This is a genomic window from Bacillus sp. ok061, from assembly GCF_900108285.1.
Lineage (GTDB): Bacteria > Bacillota > Bacilli > Bacillales > Bacillaceae_G > Bacillus_A > Bacillus_A thuringiensis_S.
The window spans coordinates 175,643-191,442 of the sequence record NZ_FNUW01000001.1 but is presented as its reverse complement, the minus strand read 5'-3'; the positions used below and the strand labels follow the sequence as shown (position 1 = coordinate 191,442).

Genomic DNA, 15,800 nt, shown 5'->3' with positions numbered 1-15,800 from the left:
TTTATAGTTATGAAAAGAAAAACCGCAACATTTCTACACATGTTGTGGATTCATATATTTTACTGTAAATGAAAAGAAAAATTAGCCTAAGCCAAAAATCCTCTATTTTATTTTACAAAACCTGTCATAGAATGACAACTTATCAAAATCGTCACCTTTGTCAATTCTACATTTATTACATTCTCATCGTCAAGTAGCGATTTGTCACATTATCGTCAATATATACGTGCTAATTGGAGGGAGCCTAAGTTCCTTTCCTCTAAATGAAGAAATTGGATCTATTTTCGCTTCGTTTTCATTTACTAGCACATCCCACGTTGCTTCTTTCGGAAGTTGCACCGTTTTAGCTTCTAAACCGCTATTAAATAAAACGACAATCTCTTTCCACGGCCCAAATGATTTTACATTTTGCAGGTGGTATGCAAGTACTTCTGTAGATGTTTGTAAAAAAGTCATATGTTTTTTTATAAGGTCTGCGTTTTGTAATCGGAATGCCCCATGCTCTTTACGAATCGCAATTAAACCTTTTATATAGTTAACGGTCTCTATCTCTTTCTCTTTTTGATCCCAATCTAATTGATTGATCTCATCATTTGCATTATAACTATTTTCATTTCCTTTCTTCGTACGATAAAACTCTTGTCCTGCATGTAAGAAAGGAATGCCTTGTGAAAGAATAACCATTGCGCTCGCTAGCAGGTGACGTTTTTTCAAAATCGCTTCTGATTCTTCATTACTGCGCACTAGTTTATCCCACATCGTCATATTATCATGACATTCTACATAATTAATGCTTTGCGCCGGCTCTAGAAACAGCCCTGTTTCTTTCATACTTAAAAGACTTCCTGCTGCAATATACTGCAAATGATTACAGTCTACAGACCCACCAAATGCAAAACCACGTTTGTTTATATGAAATGTACTCCCTTTTATCCCATCACGAAATTGATCATTAAACTGCGCGATATGTGGCATTTTCTTCGCATTATTTAACGTTGCTTTTTCCTCAAGAGGAAGCGGTGTTTGTAAATCCCATCCTTCTCCTAATAGCAAAGCATCTCGTTTTATGTTTCGCACTTCTTTTTCTATCATATTCATTGTATCAACATCTAAAATTCCCATTAAGTCGAATCGGAATCCATCGACATTGTATTCAGTAAGCCAATATAAAATAGACTCTACAATGAATTTCCTCATCATTTTCCGTTCAGACGCTATATCATTTCCGACTCCCGTCCCATTAGAAGGCATACCATCTTCACCATGACGAAAATAGTATCCTGGAACAAGCTTTTCAAATGATGATAGCTCTCTTTCATAAACATGATTATATACAACATCTATGATCACCCTAATACCTTGTTCATGAAATGTTTCAATTAGTTGTTTGCACTCAACTATCCTGTTATACGGATCAGAGGGATTTGTAGCATAAAATCCTGTTGGTGCATTGTAATATAATGGATTATACCCCCAATTATAGGCGGACGAAGGATTCGCCTCATCTACACCACCGAAACAATATAAAGGTAATAGTTCAACATGTGTAACACCTAAATCTTTTATATGAGACAACCCTGTTAACGTCCCATTTCGCCCTGTTGTCCCTTCTTCCATTAGCCCTTTATATGTTCCTTTTTTACTCACTCCACTGCCCTGATGAATAGTGGCATCACGAATATGCAGTTCATACAGTATGGCATCTGTCATTGCGTGTAATGGTGGTAATTGCTCTCGTCTTGTTACATTCGTTTTTTCTAAATCGATAACAACACCGTGTTTTCCGTTTACCGTCACCGACTTTGCATAAGGATCCACAGCTTCGTTCCATATTAAATTAATACAAACAAGAAATGTATAGCGTGCTCCGTCTAAATCACCTTGTAATGTTTGAATCCAAACTCCGTTTTCTTCTCTGTACATTTCATGATCGGTATATTCTTTATCACTCTTATAAATTCTTACTTTCGCAAGCCTTGCGGTTGGAGCCCATACTTTAAATGTCGTTTCTTCTTTTTGATACACAGCACCTAAATCTGTACCTTCGTAATAATACTTTTCATCGAAAATTGTTGTTCGAATAACAGCACCTATTTGTAAATCCGTTTCTTCATTCCGTTCATCTCGTACTGTATAATACTTACCCACATCTAGCGGCTCTTCTATAAAGCACTCATACTTCGTTGCATCTGGAAGCGCAATAGTATGAGCAATCGGTAAATCTTTCACATTACTTCCTTCTTGCAAACGAAATGTCCGACTTGTTCCATACGCATGTGGGAGCAAAATTGTAATTTTATTCATTTCATCTAAATAGGCATCAAATGGACGTTTTACTTTCAACATAAAAAAATCACCATCATTCTCAAAGTTAAAATAAAGTGAAACTTTAATGAGCGAGATAAAATGAGCTGCAAATGATAAGGCTTTTCTTATCAACAAGACTCTATACAGTAACTCCATTCTTCTCTATAGTATATTCACCTGCATAAAAAACGTTTTCACCATTCTATTTTTGTAATTTTATTTCAGCAATCGATTTATACTTCGGGGTTTCTTTCACGTGGGATTCGTATAAAGTAATTGTATCTGCTTGAAATGATATTTCAGGTACTTCTTTTATACTTTCTAAATGAAACTTTTCTTCTCCTATCCATTTACGAGCAACAGTAATATGTGGATGATATGGGCGTGTTTCTAGAGAAAAACTATTTTCTTCACAAATGGCATGTACTTGCTTTTGCAACTGAAACAAATCGTGATTCTCACTTACCTTCGCCCAAAAAATACGGGGCTGATCTTCTCTACCAAACGTTGAAAAACCTTGTAACGTGAACGATAGTTCTTTTGTTTTTGTAAGTGTTTGTAATCCATTCTTTATCCCTTTTAACTGTTCTTCTGTCGCACCTCCTAAAAAGGAAAGGGTAATATGATAATCTTCCTTATGTACCCACGAGCGAAATCGTAATTCCTCATTCGTATCCTCTTTATAGTTAGACAGCACTTCTTTTATATGATTTGGTAACGTAATTGCGACAAAATAATGCCTATCCATGTACACCGTCTCCTTCTTTCTATTGTTGCTTTTCTTTCTTATCTCATTCAATTAAAAAGAAGCCGCCCTCTAAAGTAGAGAGCGGTCATTATTCATATATCGGCGATTAAAGTTTCACTTTACTTCGCTAGTTCATGAATTGCTTGCGCATAAATTGCTGTTGCTTTTAATAAGTCTTCAATTTCAATGTACTCATCTTTTTGATGCGCAAGTTCTTCTTTTCCAGGGAATAGCGGTCCAAATGCCACACCAGCTTTTAATGAGCGAGCATAAGTACCTCCGCCGATTGCTAATAGTTCTGCTTTTTCACCTGTTTGTTCCTCATATACACGTTGCAACGTACGAATTAATACGTGGTCTTTATCAACGTGATGCGGGCGTGAATTAGAATAGTCAGCTACTTCAAATGCATGCGTACCAACATACTCTTTCAACTTCGCAATTGTTTCTTCAAAGTTAGTTGTAACCGGGTAACGTACGTTTAGACCTAAGTTACCACCATTTTCTTTCGTATAAGAAAGGCGACCGACATTCACTGTTAACGGACCGCTAATTTCATCTTTATAAGCAATAGTAGCTTTTTCACCAAAAATATCACCAGTAAATGTTTCTGTTGCAAATGTCGCAAATGCAGTTGCTTTTCCATCAAGTGAAACTGTAGTTAAGAAGTTTGCTAATAATAAACCTGCATTTTCTCCTTTTTCAGGAGTAGATCCGTGCGCTGAAATTCCTTTTATTTGCAATGTCACTGTATTTCCTTCTATAGTCGATTTCCCTATTTTTTTAGCAGTTTGTAAATATTCTTCATATGCTACTGTAAGTGCATTTACATCTTCTCCTGTAATAACCACTTCTGCAAAATCAGGAACCATATTTAAACGGCGCCCTGAATCAAATGAAACAAGTTCATATGTACCTTTTTTCTCTTCACTTCCATTTTGCACAACTTGTATATCAGAAATTCCTTTTTCTGCATTAATAATTGGAAAGTCTGCATCTGGTGCAAAACCGATTGTTGGCATTTCTTCGTTTTTAAAGTAGTGATCTACACATTTCCAATTGCTTTCCTCATCTGTTCCTATAATCATACGAACACGTTTTGAAAGAGGTAAGCCTAATTCTTTCACAATTTTCATCGCATAATATGCTGCCATCGTTGGGCCTTTATCGTCAATTGCACCACGTGCAAAAATCTTTCCATCGCGAATATCCGCACTATATGCGGGAGTCGTCCAGCCATCTCCTTCTGGTACAACATCAACGTGACAAAGAATACCTACTAATTCTTCTCCTTGTCCCATTTCAAGATGACCTGCGTATCCTTCTAAATTTTTAGAAGCAAAACCTTCAGCTTCTCCTTTATATAACATGAAAGATAGCGCTTTTTCTACACCTTCACCGAATGGTGCGCCCTCTTTCGCCGATTCTTCTTCCCATACACTTTTAATTTGTAAAAATTGTTGTGTATCACGAATTAAATCATCTTTTCGTTTTGCCACTTCTTCTGTCCAATTAATCGCTGACATCACGCATCCATCCTTCACTATATTATCTCTTTCATCATAGCAAACCGAAATCCCTTATGCCATACACGAAAAATAAATACCGAACAATTGTAATATTTCAGACATTTCTTATTAGTTTTTCTTTTGTTTTTTCAAAAAATTTTGCAGGAATTTGGCGTTTTACGTAGAATTTTATGTGTTAGTTGACTGACCATATATACAATGTCAACTACCAATATTTTTCTATATGAATTTTTGTTAAACTTTTGTAAAATTTAAGTAGATTAAAGCATGAATTTTATCATGTAGAGTACAATGGTAGTAACGACCTTCTTTCCTGAATGGGGTCAAAAAAACTAGTAGAGGAGTGGTTTTCTCTTGAAACCTACAACTACTCGTATGCTAACACGCATTAAATCAATTTATATGTACATCAATGAAAACGGAACGGTAACGACGAAAGACCTTGTAGATGAGTTCGGGATCACACCGCGAACGATACAACGTGATCTAAATGTGTTGCAGTTTAATGAACTCGTGTATAGCCCTTGCCGCGGTAAGTGGACAACAACAGGAAAGAAAGTGAGAATGACCTCATAACGAAAAATAATTGTATGTAAATAAATACATACCCCTTTCTAACTATTAGAAAGGGGTCTTTTCTGCGCCTATAAAAGTACTACTTTTCAGTATCTACTTGATATGTTTTTAACATTTCTACTTCTTCATCTGTTAGCTCTCGGTATTGTCCAAGTTCTAGTTCTTCATCTAATACTAACGGACCCATCTCTGTTCTCTTTAGATAGACTACTTTTTTCCCTACCGCTTCAAACATACGCTTCACTTGATGGAATTTCCCTTCTGTAATCACAAGCTCAATTTCGGAAATATCATCGCTTTTCAATATTGTAAGCGCACCTGGCTTTGTTTCATAGCCATCGTCTAAGATAACACCTTTAGCAAACTCTTTTACATCCTCTTCTGTTACTACTCCTGCAACGTGTGCATAATATTTTTTCGGCACATGCTTTTTCGGAGATAATAATTGATGTGATAACTTCCCATCATTTGTTATCAATAAGAAACCTTCCGTATCGATATCAAGTCGTCCAACTGGGAACGGATCAAAGATTGCATCTTCTAATTCTAATAAATCTATTACTGTTTCATGGTTATCATCTTCCGTCGCTGAAATAACACCTTGTGGTTTATGCATCATTAAGTAAACAAACTCTTTGTATTCCACAACTTCACCGTGAATCATAACTTCTTGCTCTTCTACATTCACATGAACTTTCGCATCTTTTACTGGCGTTCCATCAATTTTCACAACGCCATCCTTCAATAATTTCTTTACTTCTTTTCTACTTCCATATCCCATATTCGCTAATAATTTATCTAATCTCACGCTTTTCACCTTCTTTATTTATCATAGAAAAGGGGACGTAATTACGCCCCTCTTGATTTCAACTTTATTTTAAATCTACTACCAAGTTTACGTTGAATTTTATCTAATGCTTCTCCGCCAAATACTCTTTCAAGTACTCCTGTGCGAATTGCTAACAATCCGTAAACAAGACCACCAATACCTGCACAAATCGCAACTGTTATAAGAGCACCAATACGGCCATCAGGCGAAATCATGAAGGATAGAAGCCATTGTGATAGTTTTACAGCAACGACCATTATAAGTGTCAGTACTGCAATTTGGAATGTTCTTTTATATACAACACCGAATGAATAGTGTGCGTATTTTTTAATTTGTCGATTTGTATACCAAACAGAAGCTAAGAAACCAACTGCGGTCGCTAGAATTGCTCCTACTGTACCGAAATAACGAATAAAGATTACGTTACATACAAATTTCAAAATAACACCCATAACAAGCGCGACAATCGCATGCTTTTGCTGATTAATCCCTTGAAGAATTGCCGCTGTTACAGTAAATAAAGCAAATAACAATGCAACTGGTGCATACCACATTAATACTTGTCCACCTAATGGATCTGAGTCATAGAAAGCAGTGTAAATTGGATATGCAAGTGTTGAAATACCGATAACTGCTGGCAATGTTAAAAACATATTTGCCTGGAATGTTTGTGTAATTTGTAATTTCAAATAGCGGTATTGTTTTTCAGTAAATGATTTTGTAATTGCTGGTACAAGCGTTAAACTAAACGCTGTTGCAAGTGATACAGGAATCATAATTAACTTATGCGTCCACATTGTGAAAATACCAAGCGCTCGCTCTGCGATATCCCCTTGACCAATCGCCTGCATAATTGAGTTAAATGTCAATGTATCAATTTGTTGATATAAAGGAATTGTTAACCCAATTACAACGTAAGGAATCGCATATGCGAATAACTCTTTAAACAATTGAACAGTACTTACTGTTGATTCTGGTACAGTTTGTTCAATTAAATATTGATCCAAATATTTTTTACGTTTTAACCAGTACCAAATTAACACACCGAGTGCTCCAACCGCTGAAACGAACGCAGCAAATGTTGCTACTCCAACTGCTGTTGCAACTGTACCGCCAAGTACTTTAATAACGATAAAACTACCTGCTAATAAAAAGACGATACGAATAATTTGTTCAATAATTTGTGAAACGGTAGTTGGTCCCATAGACTGGTGACCTTGGAAATAACCACGAATTAAACTCGCTGCTGGTACAACAATAAGTGCGAAACTTACAAGACGAATAATCGTCGTAACTTCTCCTACATTATTGTGTATACTTTGTTTACCAAGCATCGCTTCTGCAAACAACGGTGCCGTCATGTACAGTACTAGGAACGAAAGAATTCCTGTTACTATCATCATAACCATTCCCGAGCGGAACATTCTCCGGCTCGTTTTATAATCGCCAAGCGCATTATATTTGGAAACAAATTTTGAAACAGCAAGCGGCACACCTGCCGTTGCGATACTTAAAAAGATCGTATATGGAATGTATCCATATGTATAGAGCGTTCCGCCTTCTGTGCCTACTAATGCATGAAACGGAAAGACGTAAATCATGCCTAAGAACTTTACTAAAAATGTCCCTAGCGTAACAATAAGCGTTCCGCGCAGAAATTTCGAATCGGACATACAAAAATCCTCCTACATCTACATAAAGTGAAACTATAATTAGTTGGAGACTTCTCTCCTACTCCTTATTAGTTGAACCATTCGAGCATTTACAGGCTAACAGACTCCCTATTTACTTCTCCTAAATCTTGAGGTTTTAGTCTTATCGCCTACAAATAGCAGGATAGTGCTGAACTCTAACTTTTGTATTGTACCACAATTCTCTCATTAAGCAGTACTTCACTCTATTTTTCTTTTAAGGGAAAACATGCTATTCTTTTAGGCAGGAAATGTAGAAAATGAGGTCGATATATTATGCATTATGATGTTATTGTCATCGGCGGCGGTCCTTCTGGGCTAATGGCTGCAATTGGTGCTGCAGAAGAAGGCGCAAATGTCTTGCTTCTTGATAAAGGAAATAAACTCGGGCGTAAACTTGCAATTTCTGGTGGCGGGCGCTGTAACGTAACGAACCGTCTACCACTTGATGAAATTGTTAAACATATACCAGGAAACGGTCGCTTCTTATACAGCGCTTTTTCTATTTTTAATAATGAAGATATTATTACATTCTTCGAAAATCTTGGTGTTAAATTGAAAGAAGAAGACCACGGTCGCATGTTCCCCGTGTCAAACAAAGCGCAATCTGTTGTAGACGCACTTTTAATACGATTAAAAAACTTAGGTGTAAAAATCCGTACAAATACGCCTGTTGAAACGATTGAATATGAAAATGGTCAAACGAAAGCAGTTGTACTGCAAACAGGCGAAGTGTTAGAAACAAATCACGTCGTTATCGCTGTTGGCGGAAAATCCGTTCCTCAAACTGGTTCCACTGGAGACGGATACGCTTGGGCTGAAAAAGCAGGTCATACAATTACAGAATTATTCCCAACAGAAGTACCTATTCTTTCAAACGAGCCGTTTATACGTGATCGCTCATTACAAGGTCTTGCTTTACGTGATATAAACTTAAGCGTATTAAACCCGAAAGGAAAAGCTATCATTTCTCACAAAATGGACATGCTCTTCACTCATTTCGGCCTATCTGGTCCTGCTGCTCTTCGCTGTAGTCAATTCGTCGTGAAAGCACTGAAAAAGTTTAAAACGAATACAATACAAATGAGTATTGATGCATTGCCAGAGGAAAATAGTGAACAACTATTTCAGCGCATGCTGAAACAAATGAAAGAAGATCCGAAAAAAGGAATTAAAAACGTTTTAAAAGGTTATGTCCCTGAACGTTACTTCCTATTCTTATTGGAAAAAAATGAAATTGACGGTAGTGAACAAGCTGGACAAGTTTCTCACGAAAAGATTCGTGCACTTGTAAAAGACTTTAAAGAGTTTACTGTAAATGTAAATGGTACGCAGTCAATTGAAAAAGCATTCGTTACTGGCGGAGGTGTATCCGTGAAAGAAATTAATCCGAAAGAAATGTCTTCTAAATTCACGAACGGCTTATATTTCTGCGGAGAAGTTCTTGATATTCACGGTTATACTGGTGGCTATAATATTACATCAGCCCTTGTTACTGGTAGAATTGCTGGAACGACTGCTGGAGAAAACGCGAAAATGCAGTATTAAAAAAGAAACAGGGATTCCTGTTTCTTTTTTAATACTGCCATGAAATCATTATCGGCGATTCCACAGATATATCAGCGATTCTGTAATTATATCGGCGATTTTCCAAATTTATCAGCGATTTCTCAAATATATCGACTTACCGACAAGAAGCGACAAATATCTGCTCCATGTAACTTTCCATTGCTTTTTTGTTGCTTTATTTACCTTAGTACCTTTATATTTTATATTGTTGAATATTTAAAAAAGGGTAAGGGGAAAACAAATGAGAAAAAAAGTCATGATGTCTTTAATGTTAATGACGTTTCTTTCTGCGGTAGAAGGAACGATTGTTAGTACAGCAATCCCTCGTATAACGAGTGATTTGTCAGGCGTCGAACTTGTTAGTTGGGTATATGCAATTTATATGCTTGCAACAGCTGTTTCGACTCCAATATACGGAAAGCTCGCTGATTTATTCGGTCGTAAAAAGGTTTTACTAATCGGGGCTACAATCTTTTTAGTCGGTTCTGCACTTTGCGGAGTCGTTACATCGATGGAACAATTAATTTTCTTCCGCGCGCTTCAAGGTATCGGTGCTGGTGCTGTTATGCCAATCACAATGACGATTATTGGAGACTTATATAGCGAAGCGAAAGACCGCGCGAAAGCACAAGGTTGGATGAGTGCCGTTTGGGGTGTATCCGGTGTTATCGGACCGTTAGTAGGTGGATTTTTAGTTGATTCTCTTTCTTGGCGTTATATTTTCTTCTTAAACGTCCCATTCGGAATTATCGCTTGCTTAATGATTGTAATTTACTACAAAGAATCTATTAAACCTGCTAAACATCATATCGATTATCTTGGTGCAACAGTCTTCTCATTAAGTACAATCGCTCTACTATATGCATTATTAACAGGTAGCAGTAAGCAAAACTGGGGAGACATGACAATTATCGGCCTATTAATCTTTGCCGCTATTTCATTCATTATTTTCTTGTTCATCGAGAAAAAATCTCCGGAACCATTAATTCCTTTAACACTTTTCTCTAACCGTACATTATCTACGATAAATATATTAACTCTTATTGCTGGCGCAATGATTATTAGTATTACAATGTACCTTCCAATTTGGAGCCAAGGTGTATTAGGGAAAAATGCTACAGAAGCTGGACTTATTTTAATGCCAATCCCTGTTATGTGGACATTTGGCGCTATTTTCTCTGGTAACTTAGTAGGCAAATTAAAAACGAAACAAATCATTTTACTTGGGGCTAGCATTTTATCAGTCGCTACCTTCTTATTATTTACACTATCAACCAATTCACCATCGTTCCTTATTTATGTAGCAGTCGGATTATTCGGCTTAGGCATGGGGCTTGTGACACCAATTTACATGGTAACAATTCAAGCAGCCGTACCAGCTCATACACGCGGAACAGCTGTTGGTTTAAACACATTTATTAATACATTTAGTCAAACGTTAGGTGCTGCAATATTCGGTACAATCTTCAATACGATGATTCACGCACGTGGTATTAAAAATCTTGATCTTGTATCTGGTGGACATGGCGGTACTACAGCAAACGTAGTAACCGAATCGCAATCCGCATTAGCATCAAGCGTACACGTCATTTATATGAGCACTTTCGTATTAGCAGTATTTACATTAATTATCGCTTGGCTTTTATTAAAGCCAGCTACACAAACAAGTGAGCAACAATAAAAAGGATGACCATTTTGGTCACCCTTTTTTTATTCTTCATTCTCCACAATATGTTTCAGCATGGATAATTTATTATCCCAAAAACGTTCATAATACGAGAGCCACTGTTGTAATTCTTCTAATGGTTCTGGATGCAAACGATATATCTTCTCTCTTCCGCTTTTTCTTCCACTTACTAAATTCGCTTCCGAAAGAATATGAAGGTGCTTTACAACCGCAGTACGACTCATCGGGAAATGATCCGTTATTTTGGAAATCGGTAACTCTTTGTCACTTAATAACCGTATTACTTCTCGGCGGGTTGGATCAGCAATTGCTTGAAATACATCATATTTCGCTGCTGACGAGGACACTTAGCCTTCGACAACCTTTTTCAGTTTTTCATTTACAATCGCTACCCAACCACCGCTCATTCTATCGCGAATAATAGAACTCTTCGCATTTGCTTTCGGAAGAATTTCATCAGGATGTTTCCAGCCGCCGTGAATTAACGTAAATTCTGTTTTGTTATCTCCTAAGTCTTTCAAATTAAATGAAACAATCCAGCCATCTGTATCCCATGAGAAAGATAAATGGTTTGGCTCATCAATTTCTAACACTTTACATGGTGATGGCCCAAATGGTGATTGCACATGAAATTCATGTCCTACCTCTAATACAAAATCATTTGGCATAAACCATGACGCGATCCCTTCTGCAGTTGATACTACATTCCATACCTTTTGAATAGACGCGTTAAAAACGATTGTTTGTTTAATATCATTTAATGTATTTTGTTGTTCCATTTTCATTCTCCTTTACTCGGCGTTATAACATAACACCTTTTGGTTACACTTTGATAATATAACACCTTTTAGTTTCATGTCAACGCTAATTCTTTTACTGTTGAGAAATTCTCAACATTTTTTCAACAGGACAAACACCCTCTTAGCATTTCCTCATAATATACTCACAAAGGCAATACAAAATAAAAACTTCTCTCAACATGAAACTCCATCATTCATATTGAAAGAAGCGCCTTACTTATATCATGCGTACTTCGTCTCTCCTCCTTCCCTCAGGGACAATACGCGAGATATGACAAATCAGAAGGAATATGCCCACCATTTGAGTAGGTAGTTATTTCTCTTCTCCTCAACATTTCCTTAGGAGCGAAATGACTACCAACTCACTTTTTTCAAACAAAATAAAAAGGGGTTGAACGCTATGTTCTATTGCATTAACTGCTCTGATATTCACCATGAAAAACATCCAAATGATAAAGTATTCAAAAATGGTTTTTATATTGATCCATTTTTAGGTGATCGTTATCACCTTGGTATGTGTAAAGATGCCCAAAATCACGAAACAGGGGAGCCTCTTTTAACGACCAAGCAATTAGGCGCAACCCAATCTATTATGAACGTATTACCGACACATGTTGTCCCAACATAAAGCATAAAAAAGAGCTGGCTCACCCAGCTCTTTTTTATGCTTTATAAACGATCATTGCTGAAAAACAATAAATTTGGTTTTCATCGTCGTTAATGGAAACACCAACTTGATATTTAATATCTACAAAGTTGCTATCATCAATCTTTTTCAAAAAAACATTTACAGCATCTTCTAAGTCTTTTTCGTGACTTTCATCAAACACTTTCACACGAATCATGTTAACACCGTCCTAGATCGCAGCCCTCCGCCGCTTGATTATTGCCACGGTGCGTATCTATGATGCGATAAAACTTTCCATTCTCATATATATATCCGTCTTCTAACACATATTCTTTATCTTCAGTATAGACATAAAACTTACCTATCATAAATTTACTCGTATATAATTCCAAATAATTTGGTCTAAATTTAGCTACAACTTTATTTGTAATATCAATTTTTATTGTGCGCCCCACCTTCTCTCCCTCCTTTGCAAAGAACGGATTTAGGTATATTGTATTAGCGCTTTTACATTTTATGCTTAAAAATAAGTGGATATGCCTTCTTTCTTCACCTGTACTATTTTTCTAAAAAAATCACTATAAATAAAATCCCAAAAAAACATAAAAAAAGCAATTTACATTATTGACTCGAATATAAATATTATGTTATTATATAAAATTTGACATTTTTACATACGTGTGCTATCATTAAAAGTGGTTACCACATATGGAGGTGGATGATTTGTTTCAAATTGGTGATAAAATCGTTTATCCAATGCACGGTGCAGGAATCATCGAAGCAATTGAAGAGAAAGAAATATTAGGTACTTCACGTCAATATTGTGTGATACGCATCATTAGTAAAGATATGCAAGTAATGCTTCCGATGGATCAATTAAAAAAATCAGGTATTCGTTATATCGTTGATCGAGGTACGTTAGATGATATACTTCTTGAATTTCAAAACGGGGAGGCAGACCCATCACTCTCATGGAAACAAAGATATACAATGAATATGGAAAAAATGAAAAATGGCAATTTACAAGATAGCGCAGAAGTGGTTCGGGATTTACTTCGCCGTAATAAAGAGAGAGCATTAAATGCGAGCGAAAAACAAATGCTAGATAATGCACGAAAGATGATGATCAGCGAAGTCGCGCTCGTACAAAATGTTACTGAACATCAAGCAACAGAATTTCTTCAAGATACAATTAATCATTAAATTTTAAATAGCCAAACGCTATTTTTTTTGTAAAAAAAGGACAAAGAGATAAACTCTTTGTCCTTTTCATATTACCCACGCCCAGCTTGAAACGATGGGTATAAAGTCATTCCACCATCTGCAAATAACGTAATTCCAGTTACGTAACTCGCCTCTGATGAAGCAAGCCAAGTTGCTACTGCTGCAATTTCTTCAGGTTTTCCAATATAGCCCATCGGTATCATACTTTCTACGTCAGCACGTTTTTTAGGATCAGCAAATTTTTCTGCATTGATCGGCGTATTAATTGCACCTGGCCCAATATTATTTACTCGAATACCTTTTGGCGCATATTCTAGCGCTAACGTTTCTGTCATCAGTTTAATACCGCCTTTACTTGCTGCATAGTGCACAAATAGTGGCCACGGAATTTTCTCATGAACACTAGACATATTAATGACAGACCCTTTAATATCATGTTCTACAAAATATTTAATCGCTTCACGACTTCCTAAAAAAGCACCTGTTAAATTTGTATTAATTACCCTATTCCAATCTTCAAGCGGCATTTCATGCGACGGTACCGCGTTTTCTATCCCTGCATTATTAATCATAACGTCAAGCGTACCAAACTCTTTCACAGCAGATTGAATGAGATTCGCCACATCTGATTCGACCGTTACATCACCTTTTACAGCAATCGCTTCTCCGCCTACCTTTTTAATTTCTTCTAACACATCATTCGCTTCTGATTCTCGTGAGCGATAATTAATAACCACTTTCGCTTTTTCCTTAGCAAACCTCACTCCCATCGCTCTTCCGAGACCAGTTGCTGATCCTGTAATAACGACAACTTTCCCTGCTAAATCACTATACATTTCCATACCTCCTTTAACTTTTGGCTATACCTAACATAATTCCGGCTGCGATAATAAAAACGATACCGACAACGATACCCGTTAATTGGCGTTTCGTTTTCTTTTCACCTAATATAAGGATCCCACCAAGCGTGGAAATAATAATTCCCATTTGCGATAGCGAGAAACTTGTTGCGACTCCAACACGCGGCTGCGAAATGAATAAAAACATATTTCCAGCTGCCCAAATTAATCCTGGAATAATATTTCGAATTGCATATTTATTAAATGGATGATGCTTAAAGGTAAGCAAAATCCCACCTAACACCATACCAACTGCTTGTGGCAACAAAGCCGACCAACCATCTACGTTAAATAACCTAATCACTACTACGTAAACTAAATAACCGACTGTTGAAATTAATAAAATTACGATACCTCTTTTAAAGTTTGCTGCTTGCTCTGCATTCTTTTCTTCTTCACTTTGAAGCGATGTTAAAATAACACCGATAATAATACAAACGAGCGCTAAAATCCCAAGGACGACCGATATTGTCGTGGACCATTCATGAAATACGATAACACCAAATAAAGTCGTCGCGACTAATTGAAGTCCTGTTGAAATTGGCATCGTCCTCGAAACACCCATTAAATCAATACTTTTCAATTGATTCGCCTGACCAAGCGCCCAAAATAAACCTGACACAACTCCAACTCCGATAACGGTAGGTGTTAATACTGGCTTCATAAAAATATAAACAACAATTGAGAAAATAAGTGCTCCAAACGTTGTTCCGAGCGTTTGACTATACGGTCCCCCGCCCAGTTTTACGTTAAATAGCACAATACTTCCCCAAAATATAGCTGGTAAAATTGCTAAAAATATATCCATCACTCATTACCTTTCTTTACTAAATGCCATAGGTTATCACTCTAAGTCATTAGAGTGAGCTTTTATTTTTTCTTTTTCCCGTTCACAAACTTTTTCTGCAATAGCGTCAGAAACCTTCTTTTCTCGCTCCACTTTCTTTATCTTTACGTGATCTAAATGATCTTCCAAAGTAAGCGTAACTTTATCGTTCGGCGGATTATGCGCTCCTTGAAATGTAAGAAATTGTAGCTTCACTTCATACCTAGGAACAAATTCATCTTTCTTGCCGAGACGCTTTATATTTATAACTGAAACACATTCATATTGATCTTCTGTCACTTGTCTAATAACTGAATAGTACCTATTTGATAATGCACTCTCTAAAAGCTGTTCTCTTGATTCTTTCGCGAGAGAATCACTTGGAGAAGAGAAAAAGGCCGCACATAGCATTATGATAACTACACATATTTTTTTCATAGTTCCCTCCTTGTTCTATAGATTAGTGTTCTCAAAACTGCCATAAAAA

General features: G+C 36.6%; 17 protein-coding genes. 5 read left to right on the top strand and 12 right to left on the bottom strand.

Translation table 11 applies throughout. The features are described from left to right. Positions 1–204: 204 nt before the first annotated feature. From pulA to pepV, 3 genes are all read right to left on the bottom strand, one after another. Positions 205–2,346 carry a type I pullulanase gene (gene pulA, locus C4S65_RS01105; RefSeq protein WP_061667156.1) on the bottom strand — a complete coding sequence of 714 codons (2,142 nt, stop codon included), beginning with the start codon at positions 2,344–2,346 and terminating at the stop codon, positions 205–207. Positions 2,347–2,509: 163 nt separating this feature from the next. Beyond that, positions 2,510–3,055 carry an RNA 2',3'-cyclic phosphodiesterase gene (gene thpR, locus C4S65_RS01100; RefSeq protein ID WP_098323883.1) on the bottom strand — a complete coding sequence of 182 codons (546 nt, stop codon included), beginning with the start codon at positions 3,053–3,055 and terminating at the stop codon, positions 2,510–2,512. A 119-nt stretch (positions 3,056–3,174) separates the two neighbouring features. After that, the gene (pepV, locus tag C4S65_RS01095; RefSeq protein ID WP_061667154.1) at positions 3,175–4,581 is read right to left on the bottom strand and encodes a dipeptidase PepV; all 1,407 of its coding nucleotides are present in this window, start codon (positions 4,579–4,581) and stop codon (positions 3,175–3,177) included. A gap of 357 nt (positions 4,582–4,938) precedes the next feature. Here pepV and C4S65_RS01090 point away from each other — a divergent pair, with 357 nt between their 5' ends. Continuing rightward, positions 4,939–5,160: a DeoR family transcriptional regulator gene (locus C4S65_RS01090; protein ID WP_000805512.1), complete on the top strand. Its 222-nt coding sequence runs from the start codon at positions 4,939–4,941 to the stop codon at positions 5,158–5,160. Positions 5,161–5,239: 79 nt separating this feature from the next. Here the strand turns inward: C4S65_RS01090 and C4S65_RS01085 are convergent, their stop codons facing one another. After that, on the bottom strand, positions 5,240–5,968 hold the full coding sequence (locus C4S65_RS01085; protein WP_001234947.1) for a pseudouridine synthase: 729 nt from the start codon (positions 5,966–5,968) through the stop codon (positions 5,240–5,242). Between the two features lie 41 nt (positions 5,969–6,009). Continuing rightward, positions 6,010–7,662, bottom strand: a complete 1,653-nt coding sequence (locus tag C4S65_RS01080) for a polysaccharide biosynthesis protein (RefSeq protein WP_061667153.1) — start codon at positions 7,660–7,662, stop codon at positions 6,010–6,012. A 294-nt stretch (positions 7,663–7,956) separates the two neighbouring features. Between C4S65_RS01080 and C4S65_RS01075 the strand changes: the two genes are divergently transcribed. Both C4S65_RS01075 and C4S65_RS01070 read left to right on the top strand, forming a co-directional pair. After that, on the top strand, positions 7,957–9,228 hold the full coding sequence (locus C4S65_RS01075; protein ID WP_086405801.1) for an NAD(P)/FAD-dependent oxidoreductase: 1,272 nt from the start codon (positions 7,957–7,959) through the stop codon (positions 9,226–9,228). A 262-nt stretch (positions 9,229–9,490) separates the two neighbouring features. Further along, a complete protein-coding gene (locus C4S65_RS01070) occupies positions 9,491–10,930 on the top strand; it encodes an MDR family MFS transporter (RefSeq protein ID WP_001228031.1) in 1,440 nt (479 codons plus the stop codon). A gap of 29 nt (positions 10,931–10,959) precedes the next feature. Here C4S65_RS01070 and C4S65_RS01065 read toward each other — a convergent pair whose 3' ends face one another. Both C4S65_RS01065 and C4S65_RS01060 read right to left on the bottom strand, forming a co-directional pair. Further along, the gene (locus C4S65_RS01065; RefSeq protein ID WP_000098837.1) at positions 10,960–11,283 is read right to left on the bottom strand and encodes a metalloregulator ArsR/SmtB family transcription factor; all 324 of its coding nucleotides are present in this window, start codon (positions 11,281–11,283) and stop codon (positions 10,960–10,962) included. Next, complete coding sequence (locus C4S65_RS01060) at positions 11,284–11,715, bottom strand: SRPBCC domain-containing protein (RefSeq protein WP_000437760.1); 432 nt, start codon at positions 11,713–11,715, stop codon at positions 11,284–11,286. A gap of 421 nt (positions 11,716–12,136) precedes the next feature. On the opposite strand from C4S65_RS01060, the gene C4S65_RS01050 reads away from it, so the two are divergent. Beyond that, complete coding sequence (locus C4S65_RS01050) at positions 12,137–12,364, top strand: DUF3973 domain-containing protein (RefSeq protein ID WP_000498991.1); 228 nt, start codon at positions 12,137–12,139, stop codon at positions 12,362–12,364. Positions 12,365–12,398: 34 nt separating this feature from the next. Here the strand turns inward: C4S65_RS01050 and C4S65_RS01045 are convergent, their stop codons facing one another. Both C4S65_RS01045 and C4S65_RS01040 read right to left on the bottom strand, forming a co-directional pair. Next, positions 12,399–12,581: a sporulation protein Cse60 gene (locus C4S65_RS01045; RefSeq protein WP_000621751.1), complete on the bottom strand. Its 183-nt coding sequence runs from the start codon at positions 12,579–12,581 to the stop codon at positions 12,399–12,401. 1 nt (position 12,582) lies between these two features. Continuing rightward, the gene (locus tag C4S65_RS01040) at positions 12,583–12,819 is read right to left on the bottom strand and encodes a DUF2553 family protein (protein WP_000533803.1); all 237 of its coding nucleotides are present in this window, start codon (positions 12,817–12,819) and stop codon (positions 12,583–12,585) included. 253 nt (positions 12,820–13,072) lie between these two features. On the opposite strand from C4S65_RS01040, the gene C4S65_RS01035 reads away from it, so the two are divergent. Next, positions 13,073–13,567, top strand: a complete 495-nt coding sequence (locus C4S65_RS01035) for a CarD family transcriptional regulator (protein WP_000451440.1) — start codon at positions 13,073–13,075, stop codon at positions 13,565–13,567. Positions 13,568–13,638: 71 nt separating this feature from the next. Here C4S65_RS01035 and C4S65_RS01030 read toward each other — a convergent pair whose 3' ends face one another. Genes C4S65_RS01030 through C4S65_RS01020 form a run of 3 tightly spaced genes read right to left on the bottom strand, consistent with a single transcriptional unit; the run spans position 13,639 to position 15,751 of the window. Further along, complete coding sequence (locus C4S65_RS01030) at positions 13,639–14,424, bottom strand: glucose 1-dehydrogenase (protein WP_061667151.1); 786 nt, start codon at positions 14,422–14,424, stop codon at positions 13,639–13,641. Positions 14,425–14,437: 13 nt separating this feature from the next. Continuing rightward, the gene (gene glcU, locus C4S65_RS01025; protein WP_000350861.1) at positions 14,438–15,295 is read right to left on the bottom strand and encodes a glucose uptake protein GlcU; all 858 of its coding nucleotides are present in this window, start codon (positions 15,293–15,295) and stop codon (positions 14,438–14,440) included. 36 nt (positions 15,296–15,331) lie between these two features. Next, positions 15,332–15,751: a DUF3888 domain-containing protein gene (locus C4S65_RS01020; protein WP_061667150.1), complete on the bottom strand. Its 420-nt coding sequence runs from the start codon at positions 15,749–15,751 to the stop codon at positions 15,332–15,334. Positions 15,752–15,800: the final 49 nt, after the last annotated feature.

Bases quoted from the DNA above. Each gene is read 5' to 3' on its own strand.
- pulA (WP_061667156.1), bottom strand. From the start codon at position 2,346: ATGTTGAAAGTAAAACGTCCATTTGATGCCTATTTAGATGAAATGAAT.
- thpR (WP_098323883.1), bottom strand. From the start codon at position 3,055: ATGGATAGGCATTATTTTGTCGCAATTACGTTACCAAATCATATAAAA.
- pepV (WP_061667154.1), bottom strand. From the start codon at position 4,581: ATGTCAGCGATTAATTGGACAGAAGAAGTGGCAAAACGAAAAGATGAT.
- C4S65_RS01080 (WP_061667153.1), bottom strand. From the start codon at position 7,662: ATGTCCGATTCGAAATTTCTGCGCGGAACGCTTATTGTTACGCTAGGG.
- C4S65_RS01075 (WP_086405801.1), top strand. From the start codon at position 7,957: ATGCATTATGATGTTATTGTCATCGGCGGCGGTCCTTCTGGGCTAATG.
- C4S65_RS01070 (WP_001228031.1), top strand. From the start codon at position 9,491: ATGAGAAAAAAAGTCATGATGTCTTTAATGTTAATGACGTTTCTTTCT.
- C4S65_RS01060 (WP_000437760.1), bottom strand. From the start codon at position 11,715: ATGGAACAACAAAATACATTAAATGATATTAAACAAACAATCGTTTTT.
- C4S65_RS01050 (WP_000498991.1), top strand. From the start codon at position 12,137: ATGTTCTATTGCATTAACTGCTCTGATATTCACCATGAAAAACATCCA.
- C4S65_RS01045 (WP_000621751.1), bottom strand. From the start codon at position 12,581: ATGATTCGTGTGAAAGTGTTTGATGAAAGTCACGAAAAAGACTTAGAA.
- C4S65_RS01035 (WP_000451440.1), top strand. From the start codon at position 13,073: ATGGAGGTGGATGATTTGTTTCAAATTGGTGATAAAATCGTTTATCCA.
- C4S65_RS01030 (WP_061667151.1), bottom strand. From the start codon at position 14,424: ATGTATAGTGATTTAGCAGGGAAAGTTGTCGTTATTACAGGATCAGCA.
- glcU (WP_000350861.1), bottom strand. From the start codon at position 15,295: ATGGATATATTTTTAGCAATTTTACCAGCTATATTTTGGGGAAGTATT.
- C4S65_RS01020 (WP_061667150.1), bottom strand. From the start codon at position 15,751: ATGAAAAAAATATGTGTAGTTATCATAATGCTATGTGCGGCCTTTTTC.